At 63.5% G+C, this 25434-nt stretch carries 25 protein-coding genes and 1 tRNA gene; 22 read left to right on the top strand and 4 right to left on the bottom strand.

Features of this window, described 5'->3' with window-relative positions; translation table 11 throughout:
* Positions 1-13 precede the first annotated feature (13 nt).
* The 7 genes from ACLFLU_RS24940 to ACLFLU_RS24910 all read left to right on the top strand — a co-directional run bounded on the left by ACLFLU_RS24940 (position 14) and on the right by ACLFLU_RS24910 (position 6735).
* Positions 14-1090, top strand: coding sequence for an NAD(P)H-dependent flavin oxidoreductase (locus ACLFLU_RS24940; protein WP_426407474.1), 1077 nt, complete (start codon positions 14-16; stop codon positions 1088-1090).
* A 77-nt stretch (positions 1091-1167) separates the two neighbouring features.
* Positions 1168-1455: an Asp-tRNA(Asn)/Glu-tRNA(Gln) amidotransferase subunit GatC gene (gene gatC, locus ACLFLU_RS24935; protein ID WP_008548395.1), complete on the top strand. Its 288-nt coding sequence runs from the start codon at positions 1168-1170 to the stop codon at positions 1453-1455.
* A gap of 18 nt (positions 1456-1473) precedes the next feature.
* Entirely contained in the window at positions 1474-1689 is a 216-nt protein-coding gene (locus tag ACLFLU_RS24930) for a hypothetical protein (protein ID WP_426407473.1), read from the top strand.
* Positions 1686-3161: an Asp-tRNA(Asn)/Glu-tRNA(Gln) amidotransferase subunit GatA gene (gene gatA / locus ACLFLU_RS24925; RefSeq protein WP_426407472.1), complete on the top strand. Its 1476-nt coding sequence runs from the start codon at positions 1686-1688 to the stop codon at positions 3159-3161. Before ACLFLU_RS24930 ends, gatA begins: the two co-directional genes overlap by 4 nt.
* Positions 3152-3454, top strand: a complete 303-nt coding sequence (locus ACLFLU_RS24920) for a hypothetical protein (RefSeq protein WP_426407471.1) — start codon at positions 3152-3154, stop codon at positions 3452-3454. Before gatA ends, ACLFLU_RS24920 begins: the two co-directional genes overlap by 10 nt.
* On the top strand, positions 3451-4929 hold the full coding sequence (gatB, locus tag ACLFLU_RS24915; protein WP_426407470.1) for an Asp-tRNA(Asn)/Glu-tRNA(Gln) amidotransferase subunit GatB: 1479 nt from the start codon (positions 3451-3453) through the stop codon (positions 4927-4929). Before ACLFLU_RS24920 ends, gatB begins: the two co-directional genes overlap by 4 nt.
* Positions 4930-6468: 1539 nt before the next feature.
* Positions 6469-6735: a hypothetical protein gene (locus ACLFLU_RS24910; RefSeq protein WP_200473803.1), complete on the top strand. Its 267-nt coding sequence runs from the start codon at positions 6469-6471 to the stop codon at positions 6733-6735.
* Between the two features lie 372 nt (positions 6736-7107).
* Here ACLFLU_RS24910 and ACLFLU_RS24905 read toward each other — a convergent pair.
* Positions 7108-7200: transfer RNA gene (locus tag ACLFLU_RS24905), tRNA-Ser, on the bottom strand.
* An 899-nt stretch (positions 7201-8099) separates the two neighbouring features.
* On the opposite strand from ACLFLU_RS24905, the gene ACLFLU_RS24900 reads away from it, so the two are divergent.
* A complete protein-coding gene (locus ACLFLU_RS24900) occupies positions 8100-9650 on the top strand; it encodes a porin (protein WP_426407469.1) in 1551 nt (516 codons plus the stop codon).
* Between the two features lie 379 nt (positions 9651-10029).
* Here the strand turns inward: ACLFLU_RS24900 and ACLFLU_RS24895 are convergent, their stop codons facing one another.
* Complete coding sequence (locus ACLFLU_RS24895; protein WP_426414069.1) at positions 10030-12450, bottom strand: transglycosylase SLT domain-containing protein; 2421 nt, start codon at positions 12448-12450, stop codon at positions 10030-10032.
* A gap of 296 nt (positions 12451-12746) precedes the next feature.
* Between ACLFLU_RS24895 and dapA the strand changes: the two genes are divergently transcribed.
* The 4 genes from dapA to ACLFLU_RS24875 are packed head-to-tail and all read left to right on the top strand — an operon-like array spanning position 12747 to position 15238.
* Entirely contained in the window at positions 12747-13637 is an 891-nt protein-coding gene (dapA, locus tag ACLFLU_RS24890) for a 4-hydroxy-tetrahydrodipicolinate synthase (protein ID WP_426407468.1), read from the top strand.
* Between the two features lie 29 nt (positions 13638-13666).
* A complete protein-coding gene (gene mscL / locus ACLFLU_RS24885) occupies positions 13667-14107 on the top strand; it encodes a large conductance mechanosensitive channel protein MscL (protein ID WP_426407467.1) in 441 nt (146 codons plus the stop codon).
* 59 nt (positions 14108-14166) lie between these two features.
* The gene (gene smpB, locus ACLFLU_RS24880) at positions 14167-14640 is read left to right on the top strand and encodes an SsrA-binding protein SmpB (protein ID WP_027530006.1); all 474 of its coding nucleotides are present in this window, start codon (positions 14167-14169) and stop codon (positions 14638-14640) included.
* Positions 14641-14644: 4 nt separating this feature from the next.
* On the top strand, positions 14645-15238 hold the full coding sequence (locus ACLFLU_RS24875) for a peroxiredoxin (RefSeq protein WP_426407466.1): 594 nt from the start codon (positions 14645-14647) through the stop codon (positions 15236-15238).
* A 14-nt stretch (positions 15239-15252) separates the two neighbouring features.
* Here ACLFLU_RS24875 and ACLFLU_RS24870 read toward each other — a convergent pair whose 3' ends face one another.
* Both ACLFLU_RS24870 and ACLFLU_RS24865 read right to left on the bottom strand, forming a co-directional pair.
* Positions 15253-15930: a uracil-DNA glycosylase gene (locus ACLFLU_RS24870; RefSeq protein ID WP_426407465.1), complete on the bottom strand. Its 678-nt coding sequence runs from the start codon at positions 15928-15930 to the stop codon at positions 15253-15255.
* Positions 15911-16555 (bottom strand): NYN domain-containing protein, encoded by a 645-nt coding sequence (locus tag ACLFLU_RS24865; protein ID WP_148773836.1) that lies wholly within the window; start codon positions 16553-16555, stop codon positions 15911-15913. The genes ACLFLU_RS24870 and ACLFLU_RS24865 overlap by 20 nt, the downstream gene beginning before the upstream one ends.
* A 328-nt stretch (positions 16556-16883) precedes the next feature.
* Here ACLFLU_RS24865 and rpoZ point away from each other — a divergent pair, with 328 nt between their 5' ends.
* The 10 genes from rpoZ (at position 16884) to ACLFLU_RS24815 (ending at position 25426) form a co-directional block, all read left to right on the top strand.
* On the top strand, positions 16884-17276 hold the full coding sequence (rpoZ, locus tag ACLFLU_RS24860) for a DNA-directed RNA polymerase subunit omega (RefSeq protein WP_014494742.1): 393 nt from the start codon (positions 16884-16886) through the stop codon (positions 17274-17276).
* A 209-nt stretch (positions 17277-17485) separates the two neighbouring features.
* Positions 17486-19771, top strand: a complete 2286-nt coding sequence (locus tag ACLFLU_RS24855) for a RelA/SpoT family protein (RefSeq protein WP_426407464.1) — start codon at positions 17486-17488, stop codon at positions 19769-19771.
* 45 nt (positions 19772-19816) lie between these two features.
* A complete protein-coding gene (locus ACLFLU_RS24850) occupies positions 19817-20569 on the top strand; it encodes a pyridoxine 5'-phosphate synthase (protein WP_426407463.1) in 753 nt (250 codons plus the stop codon).
* Complete coding sequence (acpS, locus tag ACLFLU_RS24845; RefSeq protein WP_334521996.1) at positions 20566-20985, top strand: holo-ACP synthase; 420 nt, start codon at positions 20566-20568, stop codon at positions 20983-20985. Before ACLFLU_RS24850 ends, acpS begins: the two co-directional genes overlap by 4 nt.
* A 261-nt stretch (positions 20986-21246) precedes the next feature.
* Positions 21247-22011, top strand: coding sequence for a signal peptidase I (gene lepB, locus ACLFLU_RS24840; protein ID WP_426407462.1), 765 nt, complete (start codon positions 21247-21249; stop codon positions 22009-22011).
* Complete coding sequence (rnc, locus tag ACLFLU_RS24835; RefSeq protein WP_426407461.1) at positions 22008-22886, top strand: ribonuclease III; 879 nt, start codon at positions 22008-22010, stop codon at positions 22884-22886. Before lepB ends, rnc begins: the two co-directional genes overlap by 4 nt.
* Positions 22876-23802, top strand: coding sequence for a GTPase Era (era, locus tag ACLFLU_RS24830; RefSeq protein WP_426407460.1), 927 nt, complete (start codon positions 22876-22878; stop codon positions 23800-23802). The genes rnc and era overlap by 11 nt, the downstream gene beginning before the upstream one ends.
* Positions 23803-23823: 21 nt before the next feature.
* Positions 23824-24204: a hypothetical protein gene (locus ACLFLU_RS24825; RefSeq protein WP_426407459.1), complete on the top strand. Its 381-nt coding sequence runs from the start codon at positions 23824-23826 to the stop codon at positions 24202-24204.
* Positions 24205-24273: 69 nt separating this feature from the next.
* Positions 24274-25026 (top strand): DNA repair protein RecO, encoded by a 753-nt coding sequence (gene recO / locus ACLFLU_RS24820; RefSeq protein ID WP_426407458.1) that lies wholly within the window; start codon positions 24274-24276, stop codon positions 25024-25026.
* Positions 25027-25150: 124 nt separating this feature from the next.
* Positions 25151-25426, top strand: coding sequence for a hypothetical protein (locus ACLFLU_RS24815; protein ID WP_426407457.1), 276 nt, complete (start codon positions 25151-25153; stop codon positions 25424-25426).
* The last annotated feature ends 8 nt before the right edge of the window (positions 25427-25434 follow it).

Here is a 25434-nt window from a genome sequence, read left to right as displayed (position 1 = left end):
AGAGAGACACACCATGTGGCCTGACCGTCGACTGATTGATCTCTTCAAGACCGAATTCCCGATCGTGCTGGCGCCGATGGCCGGTGTCATGGATGCCGAGCTGGTGATTGCTGTGGCTCAGGGCGGCGGGCTTGGCTCGTTGCCGAGCGCGATGCTGTCGCCGGAGAAGGCGCGCGAGCAGGTCAACATCATTCGCCAGCGCGTGAAGGCGCCGGTGAACATGAACTTCTTCTGCCACACGCCGATCGAGCTCACGGCCGAAGCCGAAGCGCGCTGGAAGCAGCGGCTCACGGGCTACTATACCGAGCATGGCCTCGATCCGTCGGCACCGATCAATGCGGCGAACCGCGCACCGTTCGATGCCTCCTTCTGCGAGGTCGTCGAGGAGCTGAAGCCGGAGGTCGTCAGCTTCCATTTCGGCCTGCCCGAGGCGGGGCTGCTCAAGCGCGTCAAGGCGGCAGGCTGCCTCGTTATCTCGTCCGCCACGACGGTGAAGGAAGCGGTCTGGCTCGAACAGCGCGGCGTCGATGCCGTCATCGCGCAAGGCGCCGAAGCCGGTGGTCATCGCGGCATGTTCCTCACTGAAAAGATCGCCGAGCAGCCGGGTACGTTTGCGCTGGTGCCGCAGGTTGCCGATGCCGTGAAGGTGCCGGTGATCGCGGCCGGTGGCATCGCCGACGGGCGCGGCATTGCTGCCGCCTTCGCGCTCGGCGCCTCGGGTGTGCAGATCGGTAGCGCTTATCTGCGCTGTCCGGAGTCCAAGGTCAGCGCGGGCGGCCGCAAGGCGCTTGCCGAAGCGCGGGACGATTCCACGGTCATCACCAATGTGATGACCGGCCGCCCGGCGCGTGGTGTTCAGAACCGCCTGATGCGCGAGGCCGGCCCGATCTCGCCGGACGCGCCGCCGTTTCCGCATGCCGCGACGGCGCTGGGGCCGCTGAAGACGGCTGCCGAAAAGCAGGGCAGGGTGGATTTCACCAATCTCTGGGCCGGCCAGGCCATCGCGCTCGGCCGTGAGGTCCCCGCGGCCGAATTGACCCGGGATCTCGCCAAATCGGCGCTGGCCCGCATGAAAGCGCTGGCCGGCTAGGCCATCCACGCCGGTTGCGGCGCAAAACCGGCCTCTGCTATACGGCACATAGGTTTTGCCGTGAGAGGCCTTATATAATGTCCGTCGACGCCGCTACCGTCCGCCGCATCGCGCATCTGGCGCGCATCGCGGTTTCCGAGGACGAGGTTCCGCATCTGCAGGGCGAGCTCAACGCCATGCTCGCCTTTGTCGAGCAGCTCTCGGAGGTGAATGTCGAGGGCGTGGAGCCCATGACCTCGGTCACCCCGATGCAGATGAAGAAGCGGCAAGACGTGGTCAATGACGGCGAGATCGCCGACGATATCGTTGCCAATGCGCCTGCGACCGAAGGTCACTTCTTTCTGGTGCCGAAAGTCGTCGAGTAGTTTTTAGGACGCCGCCCGATGTGCATGCTTTGCGACGATGAGAAGGCCTATCAGGCCTATATGAACTATCTCGACAAGATGGAGCGGCAGGGCAAGGCTGCCGATCCCAATGTCGCCGTCAATGCCGTGCTCGACGAGCTCGAGGCGGCTGCGAATGCCGCCGCCAAGAAAAAAGACGACCCGGCCACCGACAAGACCCTGTCTCCGTTCTTCTGCAGCCCGATCAATAAATGACCGATTTGACATCGCTGACGCTCGCCGAGGCCCGCAAGGGTCTCGCGGCCAAGACTTTCACGTCCCTCGAGCTGACCGACGCGCATCTGAACGCGATCGAAGCCGCGCGCGTGCTCAACGCCTTCGTGATGGAGACGCCCGATCGCGCGCGCGACATGGCGAAGGCCGTGGACGAGAAGATCGCCAAGGGGGACGCCGGTCCGCTCGCGGGCATTCCGCTCGGCATCAAGGACCTGTTCGCGACCAAAGGCGTGCGCACGACGGCGTGCTCGAAGATCCTCGGCAATTTCGTGCCGACTTATGAGTCGACCATCACCTCGCAGCTCTGGCGCGACGGCGCCGTGATGCTCGGCAAGCTCAACAATGACGAGTTCGCGATGGGCTCGGCGAACGAGACCTCGTGCTTCGGCCCTGTCGGCAATCCCTGGCGGCGCGATGGCTCCAACACCACGCTGGTGCCGGGCGGCTCGTCCGGCGGCTCGGCCTCCGCGGTGGCCGCGCTGCTCTGCATGGGCGCGACTGCGACCGACACCGGCGGCTCGATCCGCCAGCCGGCCGCGTTCACCGCGACCGTCGGCATCAAGCCGACCTATGGCCGTTGCTCGCGCTGGGGCATCGTCGCCTTTGCCTCCTCGCTCGACCAGGCCGGGCCGATCGCGCGCAGCACGCGCGATGCGGCCATGCTGCTGCGCTCGATGGCCGGGTATGATCCGAAGGACACGACCTCGGTCGATGTTGCCGTGCCGGATTACGAGGCTGCGATCGGCAAGTCCGTGAAGGGCCTCAGGATCGGCATCCCCAAGGAGTATCGTCTCGACGGCATGCCGGCCGAGATCGAAAAGCTGTGGAGCGAAGGCGCGGCCTGGCTGAAGGCGGCCGGCGCCGAGCTCGTCGAGGTGTCGCTGCCCCACACCAAATACGCGCTGCCGGCCTATTACATCGTGGCGCCGGCTGAGGCCTCGTCCAACCTCGCGCGCTATGACGGCGTTCGCTATGGCCTGCGCGAGCAGGGCAAGAACATCATCGAGCAGTACGAGAACACCCGCGCCGAGGGTTTTGGCGCGGAGGTGCGCCGCCGCGTCATGATCGGTACCTACGTGCTCTCGGCCGGCTATTACGACGCCTACTACCTGCGCGCCCAGAAGGTGCGCACGCTGATCAAGAAGGATTTTGAGGATTGCTTCGCTAAGGGCGTCAACGCGATCCTGACGCCGGCGACGCCGTCGGCCGCCTTCGGCATCGGCGAGAAGGGCGGCGCCGACCCCGTCGAGATGTATCTCAACGACATCTTTACGGTCACCGTGAACATGGCGGGCCTGCCGGGCATCGCCGTGCCCGCCGGCAAGGACGCGCAGGGCCTGCCGCTCGGACTGCAACTGATCGGCCGTCCGTTCGACGAGGAGACGCTGTTCTCGCTCGGCGAGGTGATCGAGCAGGCCGCCGGCCGCTTCACACCCGCGAGGTGGTGGTGAATGTCGCTGATTTCATCGCAAGCCTCGACGGCGCGGCGCCCGCGCAGGGCTTGAGCGCGCCGCTCGCAGGTCTCTGGTGGGCCGCAAAGGGCGACTGGGACCAGGCGCACAAGATCGTCCAGGACGACAATGGCCGCGACGCCGCCTGGGTGCACGCTTACTTGCACCGCGTCGAAGGCGATCTCGGCAATGCCGGCTACTGGTATCGCCAGGCCGCACAGCCCGCGGCAAAGGATTCATTGGAAGTAGAGTGGGAGCGGATCGCTGCCACGCTGCTCGGGAGCAAGACATGAGTACGGCCACGCACAAGCTTCTGAAGGGTTCAACCGGCGACTGGGAGATGGTCATCGGCATGGAGATCCATGCCCAGGTGACGTCGAACTCAAAACTGTTCTCGGGCGCGTCGACCGCGTTCGGCGGCGAGCCGAACAGCCACGTGTCGCTCGTCGACGCCGCGATGCCCGGCATGCTGCCCGTTATCAACGAGGAATGCGTCAGGCAGGCTGTCCGGACCGGGCTCGGTCTCAACGCAAAGATCAATCTGCGTTCGGTGTTCGACCGGAAAAACTATTTCTATCCGGACCTGCCGCAGGGCTACCAGATCAGCCAGTACAAATCGCCGGTGGTGGGCGAGGGCGAAGTGGTGGTCGAGCTCGACGGCGGCCGCAGCGTCTCCATCGGCATCGAGCGCCTCCATCTTGAGCAGGACGCCGGCAAGTTGCTGCACGACCGGTCGCCGACCATGACCAATGTCGACCTCAACCGCTCCGGCGTGGCGCTGATGGAGATCGTCTCCAAGCCCGACATCCGCGACGCCGAGCAGGCCAAGGCCTATGTGACCAAGCTGCGCTCGATCCTGCGCTATCTCGGCACCTGCGACGGTGACATGGAGAAGGGAAGCTTGCGCGCCGACGTCAACGTCTCCGTGCGCAAGCCGGGCGCGCCGCTCGGCACCCGCTGCGAGATCAAGAACATGAACTCGATCAACTTCATCGGCCAGGCGATCGAGTACGAAGCGCGCCGCCAGATCGAAATCCTCGAGGATGGCGGCCAGATCGACCAGGAGACGCGGCTCTACGACCCCAACAAGGGCGAGACGCGCTCGATGCGCTCGAAGGAAGAGGCGCACGACTACCGCTACTTCCCCGATCCGGATTTGCTGCCGCTAGAGTTCTCGCAAGGCTTCGTCGACGAGCTGAAGGCTGAACTGCCTGAGCTGCCGGACCAGAAGAAGGCGCGCTTCGTCGCCGACTTCGGCCTGTCGGCCTACGATGCGAGCGTGCTGGTGGCCGAGCGCGAGAGCGCCGTGTTCTACGAGACCGTGCTCGACAGGCTCGCCAACCGCGCCCGCGACGGCAAGATGGCGGCGAACTGGGTGATCAACGAGCTGTTCGGCCGTCTCAACAAGGAAGGCCGGGATATTACGGGCTCTCCGGTCAACGCCGAGCAGTTGGCCGCGATCGTCGACCTGATCGGCGAGGGTACGATCAGCGGCAAGATCGCCAAGGATCTGTTCGAGATCGTCTGGCAGGAGGGCGGCGATCCCCGTGCGTTGGTCGAAAGCCGCGGCATGAAGCAGGTCACGGATCTTTCCGCGATCGAAAAGGTTGTCGACGACATCATCGCGGCCAATCCCGACAAGGCCGCGCAGGTGAAGGACAAGCCGCAGTCGCTCGGCTGGTTCGTCGGCCAGGTGATGAAGTCATCCGGCGGCAAGGCGAACCCGCAGGCGGTCAACGAGCTGCTCAAGTCCAAGCTCGGCATCTGACGTCACGCGTTCGGACGAGGTGACGACACGCTTCGTCACCTCGATCAGCGCTCGCGATGCGACGCACTCACGCGTCAACGGCAACAAACATCATCCGGTTGAGGTCACGGTGCAGATGCGAATCGCGGTGGCGCGATTCGCACAAAGCGGCGACCTGCACACGCTCTGACGAGCGCTTCCGCCGTTAAGCATGAAAATAATTTCGTTGCCAAAATTCGCGACTCAGAGTCCGCGACTCGCCTCCACGACGCTATCGCGCGCTTTGCCGTGCGGGTCATCGCACCGATCATGCGTGACGTGCGCGCGCAGAATACTACTTGCTGCATAGTGTTTTCTTGCAATCGCTGCGCTTGCCGACGGCGACGTTGCGAGAAGCATTTGCAATCGCAGACGCGTGTCTCTGCGTGTCGGCAAATCAAGCGCGGCTGGCGCACGCGCGCTGCGTCGTCAACACTTCCTTAAGTGAGAAGATGTTTTTTTCGTCGTGTTGGTGTATTCGGGGTGAGTGCATTCGATCCCCGAATGTACGCAGCGATTAAAGCCATCTCACACATCGGAGGGCAACATGGCCAAGAAAGCAAAGAAGGCGAAGAAGGCGAAGAAGGCGAAGAGCGCAGTGAAGAAGACTGCGAAGAAGACCCGCAAGGTCGCCAAGAAGAAGTAACTTCGCTTCTGAAGTTGCCGGCTCTTGAGCGCCGGCACGTCATCAGCGCCTCCTAGAGGTTCTGGTCGACGATAGAGGGTGTCGGCGAGACATCAGGTCAACGGTCGGATCGTCAGCTTTCACGGGCTCGCTCGTCAAAGTTCGGTCCGGCAGAAGAAACAAGTTTTCTTCGTTCGGTGCGGCTCCTTGAATAAGGGCTCCGCAATTCCACAGACGGCCCTCGGGCCAATTTGGAATCTGATCCTGACGTGTTCGCCGACGCCCTCGTTCCCTGAGGCCGGGGTATTGCCGGCATTCCCAATCCCGACATTGTTGATCTGACCACGACGCAGTCGCACGGCGCTGTCGTGCTGCCTTGACCCGTGCTGCCTTGATCCGTCCTGCCTTGGCCCGTGCCGCCTTGAGGCAGGCGAGGGGCGGCTGATTGCACGAAGACCGCGCGCTGGTCCTCCACGCGCGGTGTCGTCGCCCGGCTCCGACCGCGAGTACGCACAAGGCGGGTGACGACAGCGGGAGCGAGACATCCCAGGATACGCGCCACCGCGCGCGATGGTTATCGATGTCCGAAAATCCCACGGTAAACCAAATCTGACGAATCGCAGAAGTGCCTGCAAATCAGGGACTTCTTGAATCTCTCGCGCGCGTGGCGCGCGCCGGCGTTTACGTCTGCTTCATCGCGATACTTAAACTGCCATTCAAATTTGCCCGCCATCATCGCCTCCAACAAGCCGGCAAACGGCATTGGGCAAGAAGACTTGAGCAACAAGACCTGGGATGAGTTGAACAGCGCATGATCCAAAGGATCACGCAAATCAGAGTTGGACGGGAGCCGCGCTCGGGGGAACGAGGCGGCATAAGAAAAAAGGGGATGCGTTATGTTTCAGGGTACTTTCGATCTCGATGCGGCAACGCCGATCGATGCGAGCGCGCTGTCGGACGTTCTGTTCGAGCGTGGGATCTATTGGGCGAGCGGCCGCTCGGGCCTGGTCGACCTCGTCGCCGCGCACAAATGGTTCAATCTCGCGGCGCTGAAGGGCCGCAAGGACGCCGTCGCGCTGCGCCAGGAAGTGGCCGGTCAGATGTCCGAGGCCGAGATCTCGGCTGCGCAGCGTGACGCGAGGGCGTGGGTGTCCGCGCATTGAATTGAGAAGCGCATCCGGCTCCGTGGTTTCACGGGGCAATTTGGTTGCGCTGAATCAAGTTCCCGCGTCCTGCCGCCACTTAAGAACTGCGTGGCATGAGCGATTCCGAGAAGAATGACCCTGGACTGAGTCCAGGACGTCGCGATGGCTGCCGATTCGGGGTGCGCCCGACGATTGCGATCTGGAACTCGGACGGCGGCACAAGATCGGCATTCTGCCGCTTGGCTTTCCATTCCGGCGCGAGGCGCGCGCACACATATATAAGGAGAGCGCGAATCGGGCCGAGCTCAGCCGCGCGGATCCTTGCGCCAGGCATTCGAGAGCCGTGCGACGATCGCTTTCAGATGAACAGACCTGGATTCTGCCGCTGGGTGGCGGAGAGGGAGGGATTCGAACCCTCGATACAGCTTGAGACCGTATGACGCTTTAGCAAAGCGTTGCCTTCAGCCACTCGGCCACCTCTCCGGTGCGAGCCTTATGCATCTAATTGCTTGGGCCGGTCAATTTGGAAGCGTGTGTTTTCGCTCGAATATTCCCAACGATTTCCGCAGGGCTTCGCGCCAATCATGACGGTTCGCTTCCAGTCGAGAAACATCACGCCGAAAGAGCGGACGCAGAACCAGTGCGTTTGGCAGAGGTGACAGAGACAATTTCCGCTGGCGACGTCATGGCTGCTCTATCAAGCAATTGAATTTACTGGAAGTTTTCTGCTGTGGTCGGCTCTGCGAGGCAAGATGCGGGCTTGCTGTGCCGTTCGAAGTTGTGAAGGCATCGACGGGCTCATCTTCGCCAGCCGGAATGCCGGCCCTGATTCCCCAATCGCCCGCGCGACTTTAGCTACATAAAGAGTCGCGCCTCGGACGCCGTGTCGGCCGTTTGCACGTGTCCTGCCGGAGATCACCCAGAGTTACGGCGCGTTACACGTCCCCTGAGTCTAAGTGCCGCTTCCGCGATTCGAGCGCGTCAGAGCCGCCTCTGTGTGTAAGCCGACCCGCGCCCCACCCGGATCGGGGATTTCGACGGCAAATGGAACCGATCAAAAAAATATAGTAAAGACAATGTGTTACAGGCGCCTCGCGATCACATCTGCGTGTTATTTGTGCAACACCCGTCGGAAAACACGCTTCATAGGCCCGCGTCGGAGCGTTCTCTTGTTGTGTGTGCAAGGACGTTCGGTAATTGTGATCGGGCGACGGAGGGGGGCATCCCAAGGTCGTCCCGTTTAGGTCTTTCGCTTAAGTCCCTCGCGTTCATGCGGGTGTGTCCGAAGACGCGAAGGTGACCAAGGCGGGGATTTAAAGGGGGTTGGGGAATTGGCCGTTCGGGTCAGTGACCTTCCCTGAAGAGCAACTTGGAGGTTTAACATGAAGTTGGTTAAGAGCCTTTTGCTCGGCTCAGCGGCGGGTCTCATCGCCGTGGGCGGAGCGCAGGCAGCCGATCTCCCCGTGAAGGCCAAAGCGGTCGAATACGTGAAGATCTGCTCCCTGTACGGTGCGGGTTTCTACTACATCCCGGGCACCGACACCTGCATCAAGCTCAGCGGCTATCTGCGTGCTGACGTGATTTCCGGCGGCGCTGGCGACTATGGTTTCAACCAGAGCTCGGCCACGGTCAACGGCGGTTCGAACAATCGTTTGACCAACTACTTCTACACCCGCGCTCGTATGGACTTCAACGTCGATACCCGCACGGCGACCGAATACGGCGTTGTCCGTACCTATGCTGACATGATCTTCAGCTATGATACGAATAACGTCACCGGCAGCAGCCCGTCGACGCTCTCGACCGGCAACCCGTCGCTCGGCCTCTACCATGCGTTCATCCAGTTCGCTGGCTTCACCATGGGTCGTACGGTCTCGATCTTCGACGCACCGTGGCAGAGCTATCCGGCTGGCGGTCCCGACTCCATTCCGGGCGGCTCCAACCACGTCACCGGTGTGAACCAGTTCGCCTACACCGCCGACTTCGGCCAGGGCATCACCGGTTCGCTGGCGGCGGAAGAAGACACGACGCTGACCTCCGGCCAGTCGAACCTCTGGAACGTCACCGGCTTCACGGCCTCCAGCGCTGTTAGCGGCGCCGGCGCCATCGTGACGACCTCTGCTGCTGCAAACGCTGCCGCCGCCCTCATCCAGGGCAACTACGGCGTCCAGGCTTGGGGTGGTACGCGCTCTCCGGACCTCGTCGGTGCGATCCGTGTTGACCAGGCTTGGGGTCTTGCCCAGGTGTCGGTCGCCGCGAAGGATCTGCATCCCGCCTACTACGGCACGACGGAACCCACCGGTCATCCGTCGGACAAGTGGGGTTGGGCTGTCCAGGGCGCCTTGTCGATCAAGAACATCCCGACTGGTGCGGGTGACTCGATCAACTTGCAGGCCGTCTACACCGATGGTGCAAGCAAGTATAACTTCCAGACCCTGTTCCCGCAGAACTTCTTCATGTACAGCGGCACGGGCGTGGCTGGCGCTTACCAGAGCATCGGCTTCGCTGGTATTGCTGACGGCGTCTTCGGCGCTGGCGGCAGCATCGAGACCGTCAAGACCTGGGGCTTCCGCGGTGGCTATACCCACAACTGGAACCCATACTGGGTCAGCGCCATCTACGGTGGCTATGCTGGGCTGAGCTACAGCAGCACTGCCAAGACGCTGATCTGCACCAACTTCGCCACCATTGCGAACCCCGGTGCGACTTGTAACCCGGACTTCAACTTCGGTGTCGTCGGTGTCAACACCGTGTGGACCCCGGTCAAGAACCTGGCATTCACGGCCGACCTGAGCTGGTCGCGTCTGGACCAGAAGTACTCCGGCACGATCACTGCCCCGGCCGTTTCGACTGCTGCCAAGCCGGGCGCCGTGTATGAGCTGAAGGATCAGAACTCGCTCACGCTGCTCCTCCGCGCTCAGCGCACCTTCTAATATCGATCTCTCGATTGATAGAGAGCCCCCGGCGGGAAACCGCCGGGGGCTTTTTGCTGTTTAGCGAAGCGGCGATGGCCTGTGACGCACAAATCGACGGATGATCATCGACGGCCGGTTGTGGTCGATCAACTGACCAAAGTGCTCAGATCCCTGGATGTGTTGATCGGAGATGTCCAGGGCACTTGGACCAGGACTTGGACCAGCACTCGAGCCAGGACCCTGGATCTGACGTCTCGCAGCGGTGGTGGACCGTGAGAGGTGCCGTGCCCAAGTCGAACGGCTTGCGGTGGTGGACACGGGCCGGCGGCAGCGCTGGTCTGAGGACGAGAAGCTTAGGATTGTCGTGGAAAGCTTACAGGCGCGAGAGCGAAGATCGCTATTCCACGCTGCCGGCGCCGCGGCGCAAATCGGCCTCGATCTGGAGCCGTGTGCCGCCGCCGAAGCGGGCGCGGTAGACCTGAAGATTCTCCATGATCCGCTGCACATAGTTGCGCGTCTCGGAGAACGGGATCAGCTCGACCCAGTCGACGGCATCGACCTTGGCGTCGCGCGGGTCACCGTATCGGTCGATCCACTTCTTCACGCTGCCGCGGCCGGCGTTGTAGGCGGCGAAGGTCATGATGTAGGAGCCGCGATAATCCTCGAGCAGGCCGCCGAGCTCCGCCGCGCCGAGCGTCGCGTTGTAGGACGAATCGTTCTTCAGCCGCGAGAGGTCATAGGTCGCGCCGTGCCGCTTGCAGACGTAACGCGCGGCGTCCGGCGTCACCTGCATCAGGCCATAGGCCTGCGCCGGCGAGACCACGGCCGGATTGAACGCGCTTTCCTGTCGCGCGATCGCGTAGACGATGCTGCGCTCGACCTCGGGGCCGATCTGCGTGAACTGCGGAATGCCGTTGACCGGATAAGCGTAGAAATCGAACGGCAGGCCACGATTGAGCGCGGCCTTGCCGAGCAGCAGCATGCCGCGGGCGTCGCTGTAACGCTGGGTCAGCTCGCCGAGGCCAGTCAGCGCCTCGGGATCGCCGTTCTCGCCCATGTCGGCAAGCATCGGCACCGCCATCTCGCGCTCGTCGAGCTCGTAGAGCAATTGCGCCGCACGGACGATCTCCAGCCGTTCGGCGCCGCGGCCGCGTGGCTGGCTGTTCAGCTCGATCTGCGGCAGGCCGAGCTTTGCACGCGCGAGCTGGCCGTAATAGCTGGTGGATTGCTCGGCGGCACGGGCATAGGCGTTGCGCGCCTCCTGCTGACGACCGGCGGCCTCGGCCGCGCGGCCCTGCCAGTAACCGGCACGCGCCAGCGTGGTCGGATTGACGCTGCCGACGCCGATGCGGGCAAAGTGCTGGGCGGCTGCCGCGGGATCGTTGAGGAAGCGCAGGGCGATCCAGCCCGCCGTGAATTCCTGCTCGGTCTTGTAGATGTCGCGTGAGGGCAGTGCCGCGTCGCGTGCGATCAGATAGGCGCTGCGGAATTCCTCGGTGTCGATCATCTTGCGCGCCAAGAGGCGCCGCTCGATCCACCATTCGTCCAGATTGTAGAGTCGATTCGGATCCTTCGGCGCCGACAGCATGAGCTGGGCAGCTTCGGCAAACTTCTCCTCGCGGCGCAGCAGCTGGATCTTGCTGAAGATGAAGCCGGGATCGCTGTGCAGCTCGCGCGGCACCTCTTCGAGCAGTGCGCGCGTGTTCGGCGCCTTCTTGAAGGAGGCGATGCGGGCCTTGGCGAGCGCGACATAGCCGGCGCCGAGCCGCCTTGCAGCGCGCAGCGCCGCTTCAGTCTCGCTGCCGTAGAGCAGCGTGTCCATCCGCGCTTTCTGGTCGCCCGGCGTGAGCAGGGCACCGAACTGGTCGAGCGCGTTGTTCTCGGTGTCCTCCGACATCGGATCGCTGCGCCAGGCTTCGCGCACCAGCCGCTCGGCATTGGCGCGGTCGCCGCGCGCCAGCATCGCCTTGGCGAGCACGAAGCGGCCCTTGGCCGAAACAGGGGATTCGTTCTCGAACCACGACCAGCCAACGGAATCGTCGCGCCTGTCGTCCCACATCGCAGCCTCTAGGCGCCGGCGCAGGAAGGTCTGCGACGGCCAACTCGGATTGGCGGACAGGAAGGCGCGGTAGCGCTCAACGCTCGCGCCATTGTCCTCGCTGCGCAGGATGATCCATTCGGCGAGCTTTCGCGCGACCGGATCCGAGATCGAATCCGCGTAGTTGGTGGCGTCGCCTGCTTTGCGCTTGCGCACGAGCTCGATGACGGTCTCCAGCGTGTCCTTGTCGGCTTGCGACGTCGACGAGGTCGCAGCAACCGCGGCTGGCGTGACCGGCTTGCGCGGCGCGGCGTGCTGGCGGGTCGCCGGCGCCAGCACCGGCGTTGCGACCGGTTTGGCGGAGGCCGGGCCGGAAGCGGAAGGTCTGACGGTCGCTGTCACTGCCGGCGCGGCTTGCGGGGCCGACGCATTGGCCGGTCGCGATTTTGGAGCGGGGGCGGCGGCAGCGGGCTTCGGCTTGTCCTTGGCGGCATCCTTGCCAGTGCTCTTGCCAGCGTTCTTGCCGGCATCCTTGGCAGGTTTCTTCGCAGCATCCTTGGCGGGGGCGGGCGCCGCTCCCTTGCTCGCGCCCTTGGATGTTTCCTTGGCTGTTTCCTTGGCCGATCCTTTGGCCGATCCCTTCGCGGTGTCCTTCGGGGATTGCTTGGCGGCAGGCTTGGCGGTTCCCTTTGCAGCTTCCTTGGCGGGTTCCTTCGCGGTGTCCTCGGTCGTCTCATTGGACTTGGCCAGGGCGACACAACCGATCGACAGGCCGGCCATCACGCAAATGGCCAGACCGGCAGATCGCCATGCGTTACGGGATAAGGAGGTCACGGAGGTTTGTCGCCCCGAATCAGTCAATTGGCTCAAGACCTATCTGTACAAGATCTGGCTGTATTTGATTGAATATGCGGACAAAATACCAACAGCCGCTTACCTTCGCCGGGTTTGCACCACCACCGCGGCAAAATCGCGGCTTAAACGGTGCGTCAGTCGGCAGCAGGTCTTTTACCGACCGGACAGACCCGATAAGAATGGGGCTTGCTCTAAATTCTCGCCGCGTACGGAGGAAGTCCATGGCAGCCAAGACGAAATTCCGGGGGTCGTTCACCGCCTTGGTCACGCCGTTCAAGAACGGCTCGCTCGACGAGGCGGCGTTTCGCTCCCTGGTCAACTGGCAGATCTCCGAGGGCACCAATGGCCTGGTCCCGGTCGGCACCACCGGCGAGAGTCCGACGCTCAGCCATGACGAGCACAAGAAGGTCGTCGAATGGTGCATCGAGGAGGCCAAGGGCCGCGTGCCCGTGATCGCCGGCGCCGGCTCCAATTCGACCAAGGAGGCGGTCGAGCTGGCCCAGCACGCCGAGAAGGCGGGCGCCAACGCCGTGCTGGTGGTGACGCCTTACTACAACAAGCCGACCCAGGAAGGCATGTATCAGCACTTCAAGGCGATCAACGATGCGATCGGGATTCCGATCATCATCTACAACATCCCGCCGCGCTCGGTGATCGACATGTCGGTCGACACCATGAAGCGGCTGTGGGAGCTGAAGAACATTGCCGGCGTCAAGGACGCCACCGCCAGCATGGTGCGCGTGTCGCAGCAGCGCGCGGCGATGGGCGAGGATTTCAACCAGCTCTCCGGCGAGGACGCGACCATCCTCGGCTACATGGCTCATGGTGGCCATGGCTGCATCTCGGTGACCTCAAACGTCGCGCCGCGCCTGTGCGCCGAGTTCCACGCGGCCTGGCAGAAGGGCGACACCAAGGCGGCGCTCGCGATCCACGACAAGCTGATGCCGCTGCACAACAACCTTTTCATCGAGAGCAATCCGGCGCCGATCAAGTATGCGATGACGCTGCTCGGCAAGATGAACGAGACGCTGCGGCTGCCGATGGTGCCGGTGTCCGAGCCGACCCGCGCTGCCGTGCGCAGCGCCATGGTGCACGCCGGCCTGATCAACTGATGAAATAGGCAATCGGGGGGAAGCCGTTCATGAGCGTCGAGGAAAAAGGCACGCGGATGCTTAGGGAGTTTCGCGAGTTCGCCATGAAGGGCAATGTCGTCGACCTCGCGGTCGGCGTCATCATCGGCGCGGCCTTCGGCGCCATTGTCACTTCGCTGGTCGGCGACATCATCATGCCGTTGATTGGCGCGGTCACTGGCGGTCTCGACTTCTCGAACTACTACGTCCCCTTGTCGAAGGCGGTCACTGCCACCAACTTAGCGGATGCGAAAAAGCAAGGCGCGGTGCTCGCTTACGGCAGCTTCCTTACGCTGACGATCAATTTCATCATCGTCGCCTTTGTGTTGTTCCTTGTGATCCGCGCCATGAACACATTGAAGCGCAAGGAAGAAGCCAAGCCCGCGGAGCCGCCGAAGCCGTCGGCCGAGGCCGTGCTGCTGACCGAGATCCGCGATCTCCTCAAGAAGTGACGCGCGCGCTCCATCCAAACTGTTAGCTTACGCGCGCATCTCGATCAGGTTTCTTCACCATGGCCGATAAGAACGAACGTCCTATCAAGGTCATGGCGGAAAATCGCAAGGCCCGCTTCAACTATGCGATCGAGGATACGATCGAGGCGGGCATTGCGCTGACCGGAACCGAGGTGAAGTCGATCCGCAACGGCAAGAGCACGATTGCGGAGTCCTACGCCGACTCCAAGGACGGCGAGATCTGGCTGATCAACGCCACCATTCCCGAATACCTCCAGGGCAACCGCTTCAACCACGAGCCCAAGCGGCCGCGAAAGCTGCTGCTGCACCGCCGGCAGATCAACAAGCTGATGGGCGCGGTCGACCGCGAAGGCATGACGCTGATCCCGCTCAAGCTCTACTTCAACGAGCGCGGGCGGGCCAAATTGCAGCTCGCAGTTGCGAAGGGCAAGAAGCTGCACGACAAGCGCGAGACCGAGAAGAAGCGCGACTGGAGCCGGGAGAAGGGCCGGCTGATGCGGGCGAGGGGATAGCGAGATGAACCAGAAGAGCCTGCTCGAGGTCGATTGGAGCCAGATTCCGGCACCCGCCGACGATGGCGGTGCAGCGCATCTGAAAGGCCTGACACTGCCTGCGATCAGCCTGCGTGCGACCGATGACAATTCGGTCGATCTGTCGGCGCTCCCCGGCCGCACCGTGGTGTTCGCCTATCCGCGCACTGGCGAGCCCGGCAAGATCGCGCTGGTCGACGATTGGGACATGATCCCGGGCGCGCGAGGCTGCACGCCGCAGACATGTGCGTTTCGCGACCTGTTTGCCGAGCTGAAAGCCGCCGGCGCTGCGCAGGTGTTTGGCCTCTCGACCCAGAGCAACGAATACCAGACCGAGATGGCGTCGCGGCTGCATCTGCCGTTCCCGGTGCTCTCGGACGAGAAGCTTGCGCTCACGCGTGCGCTCAACCTGCCGACCATGGAGGTCGCGGGCCTCACGCTGATCAAGCGCCTCGCGCTGATCGTCGACGACGCCAGGATCACGCACGTGTTCTATCCGGTGTTTCCGCCCGACCGGAACGCGGGCGATGTGTTGGACTGGCTGAAGGCCAATCCTGCAAAGACTGCAGCAAAGACCTAGTCCAGGGCAAAGACCTAGTCCAGCTCGGCCCTGATCTTCGCGAACACGCTGCGGAACATGTCCGTCGTCAGCACGCCCGTGTTCGTGTTGTAGCGCGAGCAATGATAGCTGTCGTAGAGCTTGAACCGGCCGGCCTGGTGCACGGCGCCGTGGCCGAAGGGGGCTTGCGAGGCCTTCAGCTTTAGTGGCTTGAGCACGCTATCGTGTGCGATCCGCCCGAGCGCGATGATCGCGCGCAGCTTCGGCATCGTCTCGAGATTCGCGATGAGGAACTGCCGGCAGGTATTGATCTCGACCGGCAGCGGCTTGTTCTGCGGCGGAACGCAATGCACTGCATTGGCGATCCGGCAGTCGACCAGCTTCATGCCGTCGTCGGGACGTGCCTGATAGGTACCCTTGGCAAAACCGTATTCGAGCAGCGTGGCGTAGAGCAGGTCGCCGGCATAGTCGCCGGTGAAGGGGCGGCCCGTGCGGTTGGCGCCCTGCATCCCCGGCGCGAGACCGACGATCAGAAGGCGAGCCGTGATATCGCCGAACGGTGGCACCGGCGCATTGTGCCACAGCGGCTCGCGCGCGCGGTTCGCCTCGCGAAAGGCGACAAGGCGCGGGCAGAACGGACAGTCACGGTCGGGGACGAGGGTGGAAGAGGCCTGGTGGCTTAGCCGGGCCGCCTCACTCCTCGAAGTCGTCATCGCCCCTCGGCGCCATCGTGGTCGCGCGCTGGAGGAATTGCGGGGCGTGGTGACGCGCCTCGCGCTCGCCACGATCACGCGGGGCAGGGCGCTCGGATGGGTCGCGGCCAAGCTTGGACTGCAACTCGACGAGATCGGTGAAGACGTCGGCCTGGCGGCGCAGCTCGTCGGCGATCATCGGCGGCTGGCTGGCGATGGTGGAGATCACCGTCACCCGGACGCCGCGGCGCTGCACGGCCTCGACCAGCGAGCGGAAGTCGCCGTCACCCGAGAACAGCACCATCTGGTCGATGTGCTCGGCGAGCTCCATGGCATCGACGGCAAGCTCGATGTCCATGTTGCCCTTGACCTTGCGGCGGCCGGAGGCGTCGATGAACTCTTTGGTTGCCTTGGTGACGACCGTGTAGCCGTTGTAGTCGAGCCAGTCGATCAGGGGACGGATCGAGGAATATTCCTGATCCTCGATGATCGCTGTGTAGTAGAACGCCCGCAATAGCGTCCCGCGGCTCTGAAATTCCTTCAGAAGGCGCTTGTAGTCGATGTCGAAGCCTAGAGTTTTCGCCGTTGCGTAAAGATTGGCCCCGTCGATGAAGAGCGCGATCTTGTTGGTAGGGGAAGGTGACATTCAGTTTGCTCGCGTAGTGTTCGTGATAATTCGTTTATTGTTGGCGCAGCGGCACCAAGCCGCGCAGTTCAAAGTCCTGCCGAAACCCGTCGAAACCACACATCCGGAGAAGTCGGGGCAATCAAGGTATAGTTATGGCGGACTTTCATACACCCGGCGCCGCCCTCAATGGCAGCCCGGGAAACCACCCATCCCAGCCCTAATGTGGAGGTAGCAGAGGCGTTTGGCGAGGCCAAATCACAAATTTGCCTTGCGAAATCGCCCCGGCCCCTATAACTAGCCCCAATCATCCACATATTTCGTCCCACACACAACGGAGCGACAGTCTATGGCTCGCGTCACCGTAGAAGATTGTATCGACAAGGTCGACAACCGGTTTGACCTGGTCCTGCTGGCCGCCCACCGTGCCCGCATGATTTCGTCCGGTTCACAACTAACGGTTGACCGCGATAACGACAAGAACCCTGTTGTATCTTTGCGCGAAATTGCCGACGAGACCATCTCGCCGGAGGATCTTCGCGAGGAGCTGGTGCACTCGCTCCAGAAGTTCGTCGAGGTGGACGAGCCCGAGCCGGATACGGTGCCGCTGATCGGTTCCGCCGGCGCCAGCGTCGATGCCGACGATACCGAAGTGGCTGTTGAACGCATGACCGAAGAGGAGCTCCTGAAGGGCCTCGAAGGCCTCGCGCCGCCGGAAGAGCAGCCCGAGGAGGACGAGTAATCGTCCTATCGCGATCGTCGACTTCTTGTGATCTTATCAAAGGCCCGAACCCGCGTTCGGGCCTTTGCTTTTGTTGGCGTTTTCGTGGTTACCATAGCATTGCCGGTTTGCGCCGCGTGGCTGTCACCGAATTGATCGGCCGTGTCCGCGATCGGAGCTTAGGATGTATACAACGGGCCGCTTCATGGTTCGTTTGAAGGCAGGACGGCATGGTGTATCGACGCCGCAGATCCACGCAGATGCAGGGCGCAACCGAATCGGTTGCCGTGGCCCCGACTGCGCCGGTGGCACGGCCAGCAAAGCCGCGCGCGCGGATGATGCGTCAATATGACCTCGTCGAACGCGTCCGGTCCTACAATCCGAACACCAACGAAGACCTGCTGAACCGCGCCTATGTCTACGCCATGAAGGCGCACGGCTCGCAGACCCGCGCCTCCGGCGATCCATATTTCTCGCACCCGCTCGAAGTCGCGGCGATTCTCACCGACCTGAAGCTCGACGACGCGACCATCGTCGCCGCGCTGCTGCACGACACGATCGAGGACACCGAGGCGACGCGGGCGGAGATCGACCAGCTGTTCGGCCCCGAAATCGGCGCGCTGGTCGAGGGCCTGACCAAGCTGAAGCGGCTCGAGCTGGTGTCGCGCGAGGCCAAGCAGGCCGAGAACCTGCGCAAATTGTTGCTGGCCATTGCCGACGATGTCCGCGTGCTCCTGGTCAAGCTCGCAGACCGCCTGCACAACATGCGCACGCTCGACTTCGTGCCGACGGAATCGCGGCGGCGCATTGCCGAGGAGACGCTCGACATCTACGCGCCGCTGGCCGGGCGCATGGGCATGCAGGAAATGCGCGAGGAGCTGGAGGACCTGTCCTTCCGCACCCTCGATCCCGAAGCCTATTCGGTGGTGATGCAGCGGCTCGATGCGCTCGCCGAGCGCAACCGTAATCTGATCGGCGAGATCGAGGACCAGCTCTCCAACAATCTGCGCCATAGGGGTCTCGGCGCGCGGGTCTATGGCCGCCGCAAGAAGCCGTTTTCGATCTGGACCAAGATGGAGCGCAAGTCGGTCGGCTTTGAGCAGCTGTCGGACATCTTTGGCTTCCGCGTCGTCGTCAACGACATCGAGGCCTGCTATCGCGCGCTCGGCATCGTCCACACCACCTGGCCGGTCGTGCCGGGGCGTTTCAAGGACTACATCTCGACGCCGAAGCAGAACGACTACCGCTCGATCCACACCACCGTGATCGGCCCCGGCAACCAGCGCGTCGAGCTCCAGATCCGCACCGAGGCGATGGACCAGATCGCCGAGCGCGGCATCGCCGCGCACGTCTTCTACAAGGAAGGCGAGGGCTCGCCGACCGAATTCCTCAAGCGCGAGTCCACCGCGTTCGCCTGGCTGCGCCACACCATCGGCATCCTCTCGGAGAGCGCCAACCCCGAGGAATTCCTCGAGCATACCAAGCTCGAGCTGTTCCACGACCAGGTGTTCTGCTTCACTCCGAAGGGCAAGCTGATCGCGCTGCCGCGCCATGCCAATGTGATCGACTTCGCCTATGCCGTGCACACCGACGTCGGCAACAGCGCGGTCGGCTGCAAGATCAACGGCCAGTTCGCGCCGCTGTCGTCGGAGCTTCAGAACGGCGACGAAGTCGAGGTGCTGACCTCGGAAGCGCAGTCGGCCCCGCCGTCGGCCTGGGAGACGCTCGCGGTCACCGGCAAGGCGCGCGCTGCGATCCGGCGTGCCACCCGTACCGCCGTGCGCGATCAATATGTCGGCCTCGGCCGGCGCATCGTCGAGCGCCTGTTCGAGCGCGCCAAGATCGAATACGCCGACGACAAGCTCAAGGGCGCGCTGCCGCGGCTGGCGCGCACCTCGATCGAGGACGTCATGGCGGCGGTCGGCCGCGGCGAGATCAAGGCCTCCCACGTCGCGCGCGCGATGTATCCGGACTACAAGGAGGAGCGCGTCGCGCGCTACGGCGTCAAGAAGGGGCTCGCCGCCAAGCTCAAGGAGAAGGCGCTGGAGCCGTCGCGCAGCCCGGTTGCGATTCCCATCGGCGGCAACAATTCCGACCTGCCGGTGAAGTTCGCGCCGAACGGCGGCGCGGTGCCGGGCGATCGCATCGTCGGCATCGTCACGCCGGGCGAGGGGATCACGATCTATCCGATCCAGTCGCCGGCGCTGAAGGATTTCGAGGAGGAGCCGGAGCGCTGGCTCGACGTCCGCTGGGATATCGAGGATTCCGCGCCGCAACGCTTCCCGGCGCGCATCAAGGTCGAGAACGTCAACGAGCCCGGCGCGCTGGCGCAGATCGCGACCGTGATCGCCGAGCACGACGGCAACATCGACAATATCAGCATGCAGCGCCGCTCGCCCGATTTCACGGAGACGACGATCGATCTCGAAGTCTACGATCTCAAGCATTTGAGCGCGATCCTGGCCCAGCTGCGCGCCAAGGCGGTCGTCGCCCGTGTCGAACGTGTTAATGGATAGGCGTCTGTCGCAGTCGCCTGTTCCTCCGATCTCGTGAGTCCTGAAATGCCCGCACCTCCGCTCCGCCTCGGCGTCAATATCGACCATGTCGCGACCGTCCGTAACGCACGCGGCGGCCGCCATCCCGATCCGGTCCGCGCGGCGCTGCTTGCGATCGAGGCCGGCGCCGACGGCATCACTGCGCATCTGCGTGAAGACCGCCGCCACATCCGCGACGAGGACATGGCGCGGCTGAAGGCGGAGATCTCCAAGCCGCTCAATTTCGAGATGGCGGCGACTGACGACATGATGCGCATCTCGCTCGCCACCAAGCCGCATGCGGTGTGCCTGGTGCCGGAGCGCCGCCAGGAGGTGACGACCGAGGGTGGGTTAGATGTGGTCGGCCAGCACAATGCGCTGGCGCCCTATATCGCGCGGCTGAATGATGCCGGCATCCGCGTCTCGCTGTTCATTGCCGCGGACCCTGCGCAAATCGAGATGGCGGCGCGGCTGCGCGCGCCCGTGATCGAGATCCACACCGGCGCCTGGTGCGACGCCGTGGTCGACGGCCACGCTGACAAGGCCGAGGCCGAATGGCGGCGGATCGTGGCGGGCGTGAAGCTCGCGAAGGATGCCGGGCTCGAGGTCCATGCCGGCCATGGATTGGACTACGCGACGGCCGAGAGGATTGCCGCGCTGCCTGAAATCATGGAGCTCAACATCGGCTACTACATGATCGGCGAGGCGCTCTTTGTTGGTCTTGCCGAGACGGTGCGCAGGATGCGCGCGGCGATGGATATCGGACGGAGCCGGGCATGATCATCGGCATCGGCTCCGACCTCATCGACATCACCCGCGTCGGCAAGGTGATGGAACGCCATGGCGAGCGCTTCCTCGACCGCATCTTCACCGCGGCCGAGCGGGCCAAGGCGGAGCGGCGGGCCAAGAACGAGAAGATGGTGGTGGCGACCTACGCCAAGCGCTTTGCCGCCAAGGAGGCCTGCTCCAAGGCACTCGGCACCGGCATCAGGCAGGGCGTGTGGTGGCGCGACATGGGGGTGGTCAACCTGCCCGGGGGCCGGCCATCGATGCGGCTGACCGGGGGGGCGCTGGCCCGGCTCCAGGCCCTGACGCCGGAGGGATTCGAGGCCCAGATCGACCTGTCGATCACCGACGACTGGCCGCTAGCGCAGGCCTTCGTGATCATTTCCGCCGTGCCGCGGGCGAAGCCCTGACCGATTCTTGATGGTTGGGGTGGAAATTTTATAATTCGTATTAAAATTCAACGTCTTACGGGTTTTTGATGCGATCCTTGATTGCGTGGCCTGCGGCAACCGTCTAAAAGTCCGCGGACGCAAATCAGGCTGGGCGAATTCGGCTTTACGCCGGAATTGGCCCTCACTATCAGAATCAGGACAATCTCCTTGGGCCGCGAACCGGTGGGCCGTTCGCGGGAGGAGGGTGTTCTGTGATCGCCGGCCGGAATTGAGAGAGCAATGAGCGTGACTTCGGGAACGAAAACTGAAAGCGGCGTCGGCGAAACGATCCGAGTCGTGATCCATGCTCTCCTGATCGCGCTGGTGATCCGCACCTTCCTGTTCCAGCCGTTCAACATCCCGTCCGGCTCGATGAAGGCGACGCTGCTGGTCGGCGATTATCTGTTCGTCTCGAAATATTCCTACGGCTACAGCCACTACTCGATCCCGTTCTCGCCGCCGCTGTTCTCGGGACGGATCTGGGGCTCGGATCCGAACCGCGGCGACATCGTCGTGTTCCGGCTGCCGAAGGACGACACCACCGATTACATCAAGCGCGTGATCGGCTTGCCTGGCGATCACATCCAGATGAAGGACGGTCTGCTCTATATCAACGACACCCCGGTCGAGCGCCAGCGCATGAGCGAGTATGTCGGCGAGGATCCCTGCGGCTCCGAAGGCGGCGGCATCTCGCGCGTGAAGCGTTGGAAGGAGACGCTGCCGAACGGTGTCTCCTACGAGACGCTCGATTGCGCCGACAACGGCTACATGGACAACACCAATGTCTACACCGTGCCGCCCGGCCATTTCTTCATGATGGGTGACAACCGCGACAACTCCACCGACAGCCGCTTCCTCGGCCAGGTCGGCTATGTGCCGCAGGAGAATTTGATCGGCCGCGCCCAGTTGATCTTCTTCTCGATCGCCGAAGGCGAGCATGCCTGGATGTTCTGGCGCTGGCCGTGGGCGGTGCGCTGGAATCGTTTCTTCAAAATCGTCCGATGAAAGACGAAGCCAAGGACATCGCGACCCAACCGATCGAGGCGCAAGCCGCTCCTGAGAGCGAAGCTGCAACCAAGACGCATGCGACCAAGGCTGCCGATACCAAGACTGGTGAAACCAAGGCGCCTGCGAAGAAGAGGACGCGGAGCAGCAAGGCCAAGGACAAGGCAAAGGCGGCGGCTGACGCGAACGCGGCGCTCGAGGCGCGCATCGGCCACAACTTTGCCGATCCGAACCTGCTGATGCAGGCGATCACGCACGTCTCGGCGCTGAAGTCCGGACGCAAGCGCGGCGACAGCTATCAGCGGCTGGAGTTCCTCGGCGACCACGTGCTCGGGCTCGTCGTGTCCGACATGCTCTATCATGCCTTCCCGAATGCCGATGAGGGTGAGCTGTCCAAGCGGCTTGCCGAGCTCGTGCGCAAGGAAAGCTGCGCCGACGTCGCCAAGTCGCTCGGTCTGCTCGACGACATCAAGCTCGGTTCGGTCGGCTCCAGCGCCGATGCGCGCCTGCGCAAGTCGATCCTCGGCGACATCTGCGAAGCGGTGATCGGCGCGATCTTCCTCGACGGAGGCCATGCGGCGGCGGACGAGTTCGTCAAGCGCAACTGGACCGAGCGCATGCACAAGCCGCGGCGGCCGCTGCGCGATCCCAAGACCGTGCTGCAGGAATGGGCGCAGGGGAAGGGGCTGCCGACGCCGGTTTATCGCGAGGTCGAGCGCACCGGCCCGCATCACGATCCACAGTTCCGCGTTGCCGTCGATCTTCCGGGGCTCGCGCCGGCCGAAGGCATCGGCGGTAGCAAGCGCGCAGCCGAGAAGGTTGCGGCCTCCGTCATGATCGAGCGCGAAGGTGTTGGTGGCGGCAATGACGGCTGAAGCAAGCAGCGAGACGCCTGCCGCGACGCGCTGCGGCTTCGTTGCGCTGATCGGCGCGCCGAATGTCGGCAAGTCGACGCTGGTCAATGCGCTGGTCGGGGCCAAGGTCACGATCGTCTCGCGCAAGGTGCAGACCACGCGCGCGCTGATCCGCGGCATCGTGATCGAGAACAACGCGCAGATCATCCTGGTCGACACGCCCGGCATCTTCCTGCCCAAGCGCCGGCTCGACCGTGCCATGGTCTCGACCGCCTGGAGCGGGGCGCATGACGCCGACCTCGTCTGCGTGCTGCTCGATGCCAAAAGCGGCATCGACGAGGAGGCCGAGGCGATCCTCACGAAGGTCGCGAGCGTCAATCACGACAAGATTTTGGTGATCAACAAGGTCGATCTGGTCCAGCGCGAGAAGCTGCTGGCGCTGGCGCAGGCCGCCAACGAGCGCATGCCCTTCGCCAAGACCTTCATGGTCTCGGCGATCTCGGGCGATGGTGTCGACGATATTCGCAGCACGCTTGCCGAGATGGTGGCGCCGGGTCCGTTCCTCTATCCCGAGGACCAGATGTCGGACGCGCCGATGCGACATCTGGCGGCCGAGATCACCCGCGAGAAGATCTATCGCAAGCTGCACCAGGAGTTGCCCTACCAGTCCACGGTCGAGACCGACAAATGGGAGGAGCGCAAGGACAAGTCCGTGCGCATCGAGCAGACGATCTTCGTGGAGCGCGAAAGCCAGCGCAAGATCGTGCTCGGCAAGGGCGGCGCCAGCATCAAGTCGATCGGCGCAGACTCGCGCAAGGAACTCGCCGAGATTCTGGGCGTGCCGGTGCATCTGTTCCTGTTCGTCAAGGTGCGCGAGAACTGGGGTGACGATCCCGATCGCTACCGCGAGATGGGCCTGGAATTTCCCAAAGAATAAGCAAGAACAGATCGGTATTTGATGAGCGTGCCCCGTAACGTCCAGCGCTTCGAAGCGTTGCTCTATGCATCGCTGATGCTGGATGCAGTGTCAGTGGCGGTGCAGGACCGCACGCCGACCATCGAGATGACCGAGCAGATGATTATGACGGCGACGCTGCTGGCCGGTGGGATGATTTTGCTGTTGGTCTATTTCGTGTGGTTGGCAGCCCGTTGGCGCAAGAACTGGCCGCGCTGGGTGCTGGCGGCGGCGCTGGTGCTGTCCGTGATCTCGCTCGGTCAGATCCTCGGCGAGCGGGGCCTTGAGCTCGACAGCGTCATCGAGATCGTCTCCTGCGTGCTGACGGCGTTCGGACTGTATTTCTCCTTCACCGGCGACGCGCAGGGCTGGTTCAACGCGTGACGATCAAATGGTGGGCACGCTTCGCTTTGCCCACCCTACGAGCGCTCGAATTGCGCTACACTTCACCCCATGGAATGGACCGACGAAGGCATCGTGCTGGGCGTGCGGCGGCATGGCGAGAGTAGCGCCATCGTCGAACTGCTGACGCGCCAGCATGGCCGGCATCTCGGTCTCGTGCGCGGCGGCGCCGGCTCGCGGCTGCGGCCTCTGCTGCAACCCGGCAACAGTGTCAGCGCGGTGTGGCGGGCGCGGCTCGACGAGCATCTCGGCACCTACGCGCTCGAGGGATTGAAGCTGCGCGCGGCGACGCTGCTGGGATCGTCCCATGGCGTCTATGGCGTCACCCATCTGGCTTCGATTGCGCGGCTGCTGCCCGAGCGCGATCCGCATGAGGACATCTTTGCGCTGCTCGAACATTCGCTCGACGATTTCGACGACATCGGCAGCGCGGCCGTGCACGTCATCCATTTCGAGCTGGCGATGCTTGGTGAACTCGGCTTCGGGCTTGCGCTCGAAAACTGCGCGGTGACCGGGGAGACCACGGACCTGATCTATGTCTCGCCCAAATCCGGCGGCGCGGTGTCGCGCGGCGCGGGTGAGCCGTGGCGCGACCGGTTGTTGCGGCTGCCGCCATTCCTGCGCCGCGGCGAAGCCGCGAGCGACCTCACCGACGAGGATCTCCAGGACGGCTTTCGACTGACCGGCCTGTTCCTGCTGCGCCATGTGCTGGAGCCGCGCGGGCAGGTCCATTCCGATGCGCGCGCCGGCTTCATCAACGCCCTGACGCGGCAGCAGGCCAAAGCGGCGCTTCCTGCGCCCTGAAAGGTGGCAATTCCGGCGCCATGACGGCAGCGCGCCTCTGTATTGCTCAATCTGGCGGCTTTTCCCGGAACCAAACCGGGTTTCCCGGATTGGCCCTTCGGGTTCCAACCCGGGGATAAACCTGATGCTGATCAAGGGACTTATCGTATCGGCAGCGCTCGTTGCGCTGGCGCCGGACGCTCTCGCAGGCGAGCAACCAGGCGTGTTTCGTCGCGCCTCCTGCACGGTCGTCAGGTTCTATGTGGCCAAATATTCCGCTGCGGCCGCAGAGGCCTGGGCGCGGTCCAAGGGCGCGACGGAGGCCGAGATCGAGGTCGCCCGTCGTTGCCTGGCCAATGCGCCTGTTACCGCTCAGGCGAAGGTCCAGCCCACAGTAACGGCCGGCTGGGCAGGGCAGTAGAAGCCCAC

This window comes from Bradyrhizobium ganzhouense, from assembly GCF_049949285.1.
In the GTDB taxonomy this organism is placed as follows: Bacteria; Pseudomonadota; Alphaproteobacteria; order Rhizobiales; family Xanthobacteraceae; genus Bradyrhizobium; species Bradyrhizobium ganzhouense.
This window is presented reverse-complemented; position numbering and strand designations above follow the sequence as displayed.

What these genes read in the sequence shown, in the direction of transcription:
- ACLFLU_RS24855 (WP_426407464.1), top strand. Translation starts at nt 17,486, where the DNA reads ATGGTGTATCGACGCCGCAGATCCACGCAGATGCAGGGCGCAACCGAA.
- era (WP_426407460.1), top strand. Translation starts at nt 22,876, where the DNA reads ATGACGGCTGAAGCAAGCAGCGAGACGCCTGCCGCGACGCGCTGCGGC.
- ACLFLU_RS24895 (WP_426414069.1), bottom strand. Translation starts at nt 12,450, where the DNA reads ATGGCCGGCCTGTCGATCGGTTGTGTCGCCCTGGCCAAGTCCAATGAG.
- gatC (WP_008548395.1), top strand. Translation starts at nt 1,168, where the DNA reads ATGTCCGTCGACGCCGCTACCGTCCGCCGCATCGCGCATCTGGCGCGC.
- rnc (WP_426407461.1), top strand. Translation starts at nt 22,008, where the DNA reads ATGAAAGACGAAGCCAAGGACATCGCGACCCAACCGATCGAGGCGCAA.
- gatB (WP_426407470.1), top strand. Translation starts at nt 3,451, where the DNA reads ATGAGTACGGCCACGCACAAGCTTCTGAAGGGTTCAACCGGCGACTGG.
- mscL (WP_426407467.1), top strand. Translation starts at nt 13,667, where the DNA reads ATGAGCGTCGAGGAAAAAGGCACGCGGATGCTTAGGGAGTTTCGCGAG.
- ACLFLU_RS24825 (WP_426407459.1), top strand. Translation starts at nt 23,824, where the DNA reads ATGAGCGTGCCCCGTAACGTCCAGCGCTTCGAAGCGTTGCTCTATGCA.
- ACLFLU_RS24865 (WP_148773836.1), bottom strand. Translation starts at nt 16,555, where the DNA reads ATGTCACCTTCCCCTACCAACAAGATCGCGCTCTTCATCGACGGGGCC.
- rpoZ (WP_014494742.1), top strand. Translation starts at nt 16,884, where the DNA reads ATGGCTCGCGTCACCGTAGAAGATTGTATCGACAAGGTCGACAACCGG.
- ACLFLU_RS24940 (WP_426407474.1), top strand. Translation starts at nt 14, where the DNA reads ATGTGGCCTGACCGTCGACTGATTGATCTCTTCAAGACCGAATTCCCG.
- recO (WP_426407458.1), top strand. Translation starts at nt 24,274, where the DNA reads ATGGAATGGACCGACGAAGGCATCGTGCTGGGCGTGCGGCGGCATGGC.
- ACLFLU_RS24815 (WP_426407457.1), top strand. Translation starts at nt 25,151, where the DNA reads ATGCTGATCAAGGGACTTATCGTATCGGCAGCGCTCGTTGCGCTGGCG.
- lepB (WP_426407462.1), top strand. Translation starts at nt 21,247, where the DNA reads ATGAGCGTGACTTCGGGAACGAAAACTGAAAGCGGCGTCGGCGAAACG.
- ACLFLU_RS24900 (WP_426407469.1), top strand. Translation starts at nt 8,100, where the DNA reads ATGAAGTTGGTTAAGAGCCTTTTGCTCGGCTCAGCGGCGGGTCTCATC.
- dapA (WP_426407468.1), top strand. Translation starts at nt 12,747, where the DNA reads ATGGCAGCCAAGACGAAATTCCGGGGGTCGTTCACCGCCTTGGTCACG.
- ACLFLU_RS24930 (WP_426407473.1), top strand. Translation starts at nt 1,474, where the DNA reads ATGTGCATGCTTTGCGACGATGAGAAGGCCTATCAGGCCTATATGAAC.
- ACLFLU_RS24850 (WP_426407463.1), top strand. Translation starts at nt 19,817, where the DNA reads ATGCCCGCACCTCCGCTCCGCCTCGGCGTCAATATCGACCATGTCGCG.
- ACLFLU_RS24875 (WP_426407466.1), top strand. Translation starts at nt 14,645, where the DNA reads ATGAACCAGAAGAGCCTGCTCGAGGTCGATTGGAGCCAGATTCCGGCA.
- smpB (WP_027530006.1), top strand. Translation starts at nt 14,167, where the DNA reads ATGGCCGATAAGAACGAACGTCCTATCAAGGTCATGGCGGAAAATCGC.
- ACLFLU_RS24910 (WP_200473803.1), top strand. Translation starts at nt 6,469, where the DNA reads ATGTTTCAGGGTACTTTCGATCTCGATGCGGCAACGCCGATCGATGCG.
- gatA (WP_426407472.1), top strand. Translation starts at nt 1,686, where the DNA reads ATGACCGATTTGACATCGCTGACGCTCGCCGAGGCCCGCAAGGGTCTC.
- acpS (WP_334521996.1), top strand. Translation starts at nt 20,566, where the DNA reads ATGATCATCGGCATCGGCTCCGACCTCATCGACATCACCCGCGTCGGC.
- ACLFLU_RS24870 (WP_426407465.1), bottom strand. Translation starts at nt 15,930, where the DNA reads ATGACGACTTCGAGGAGTGAGGCGGCCCGGCTAAGCCACCAGGCCTCT.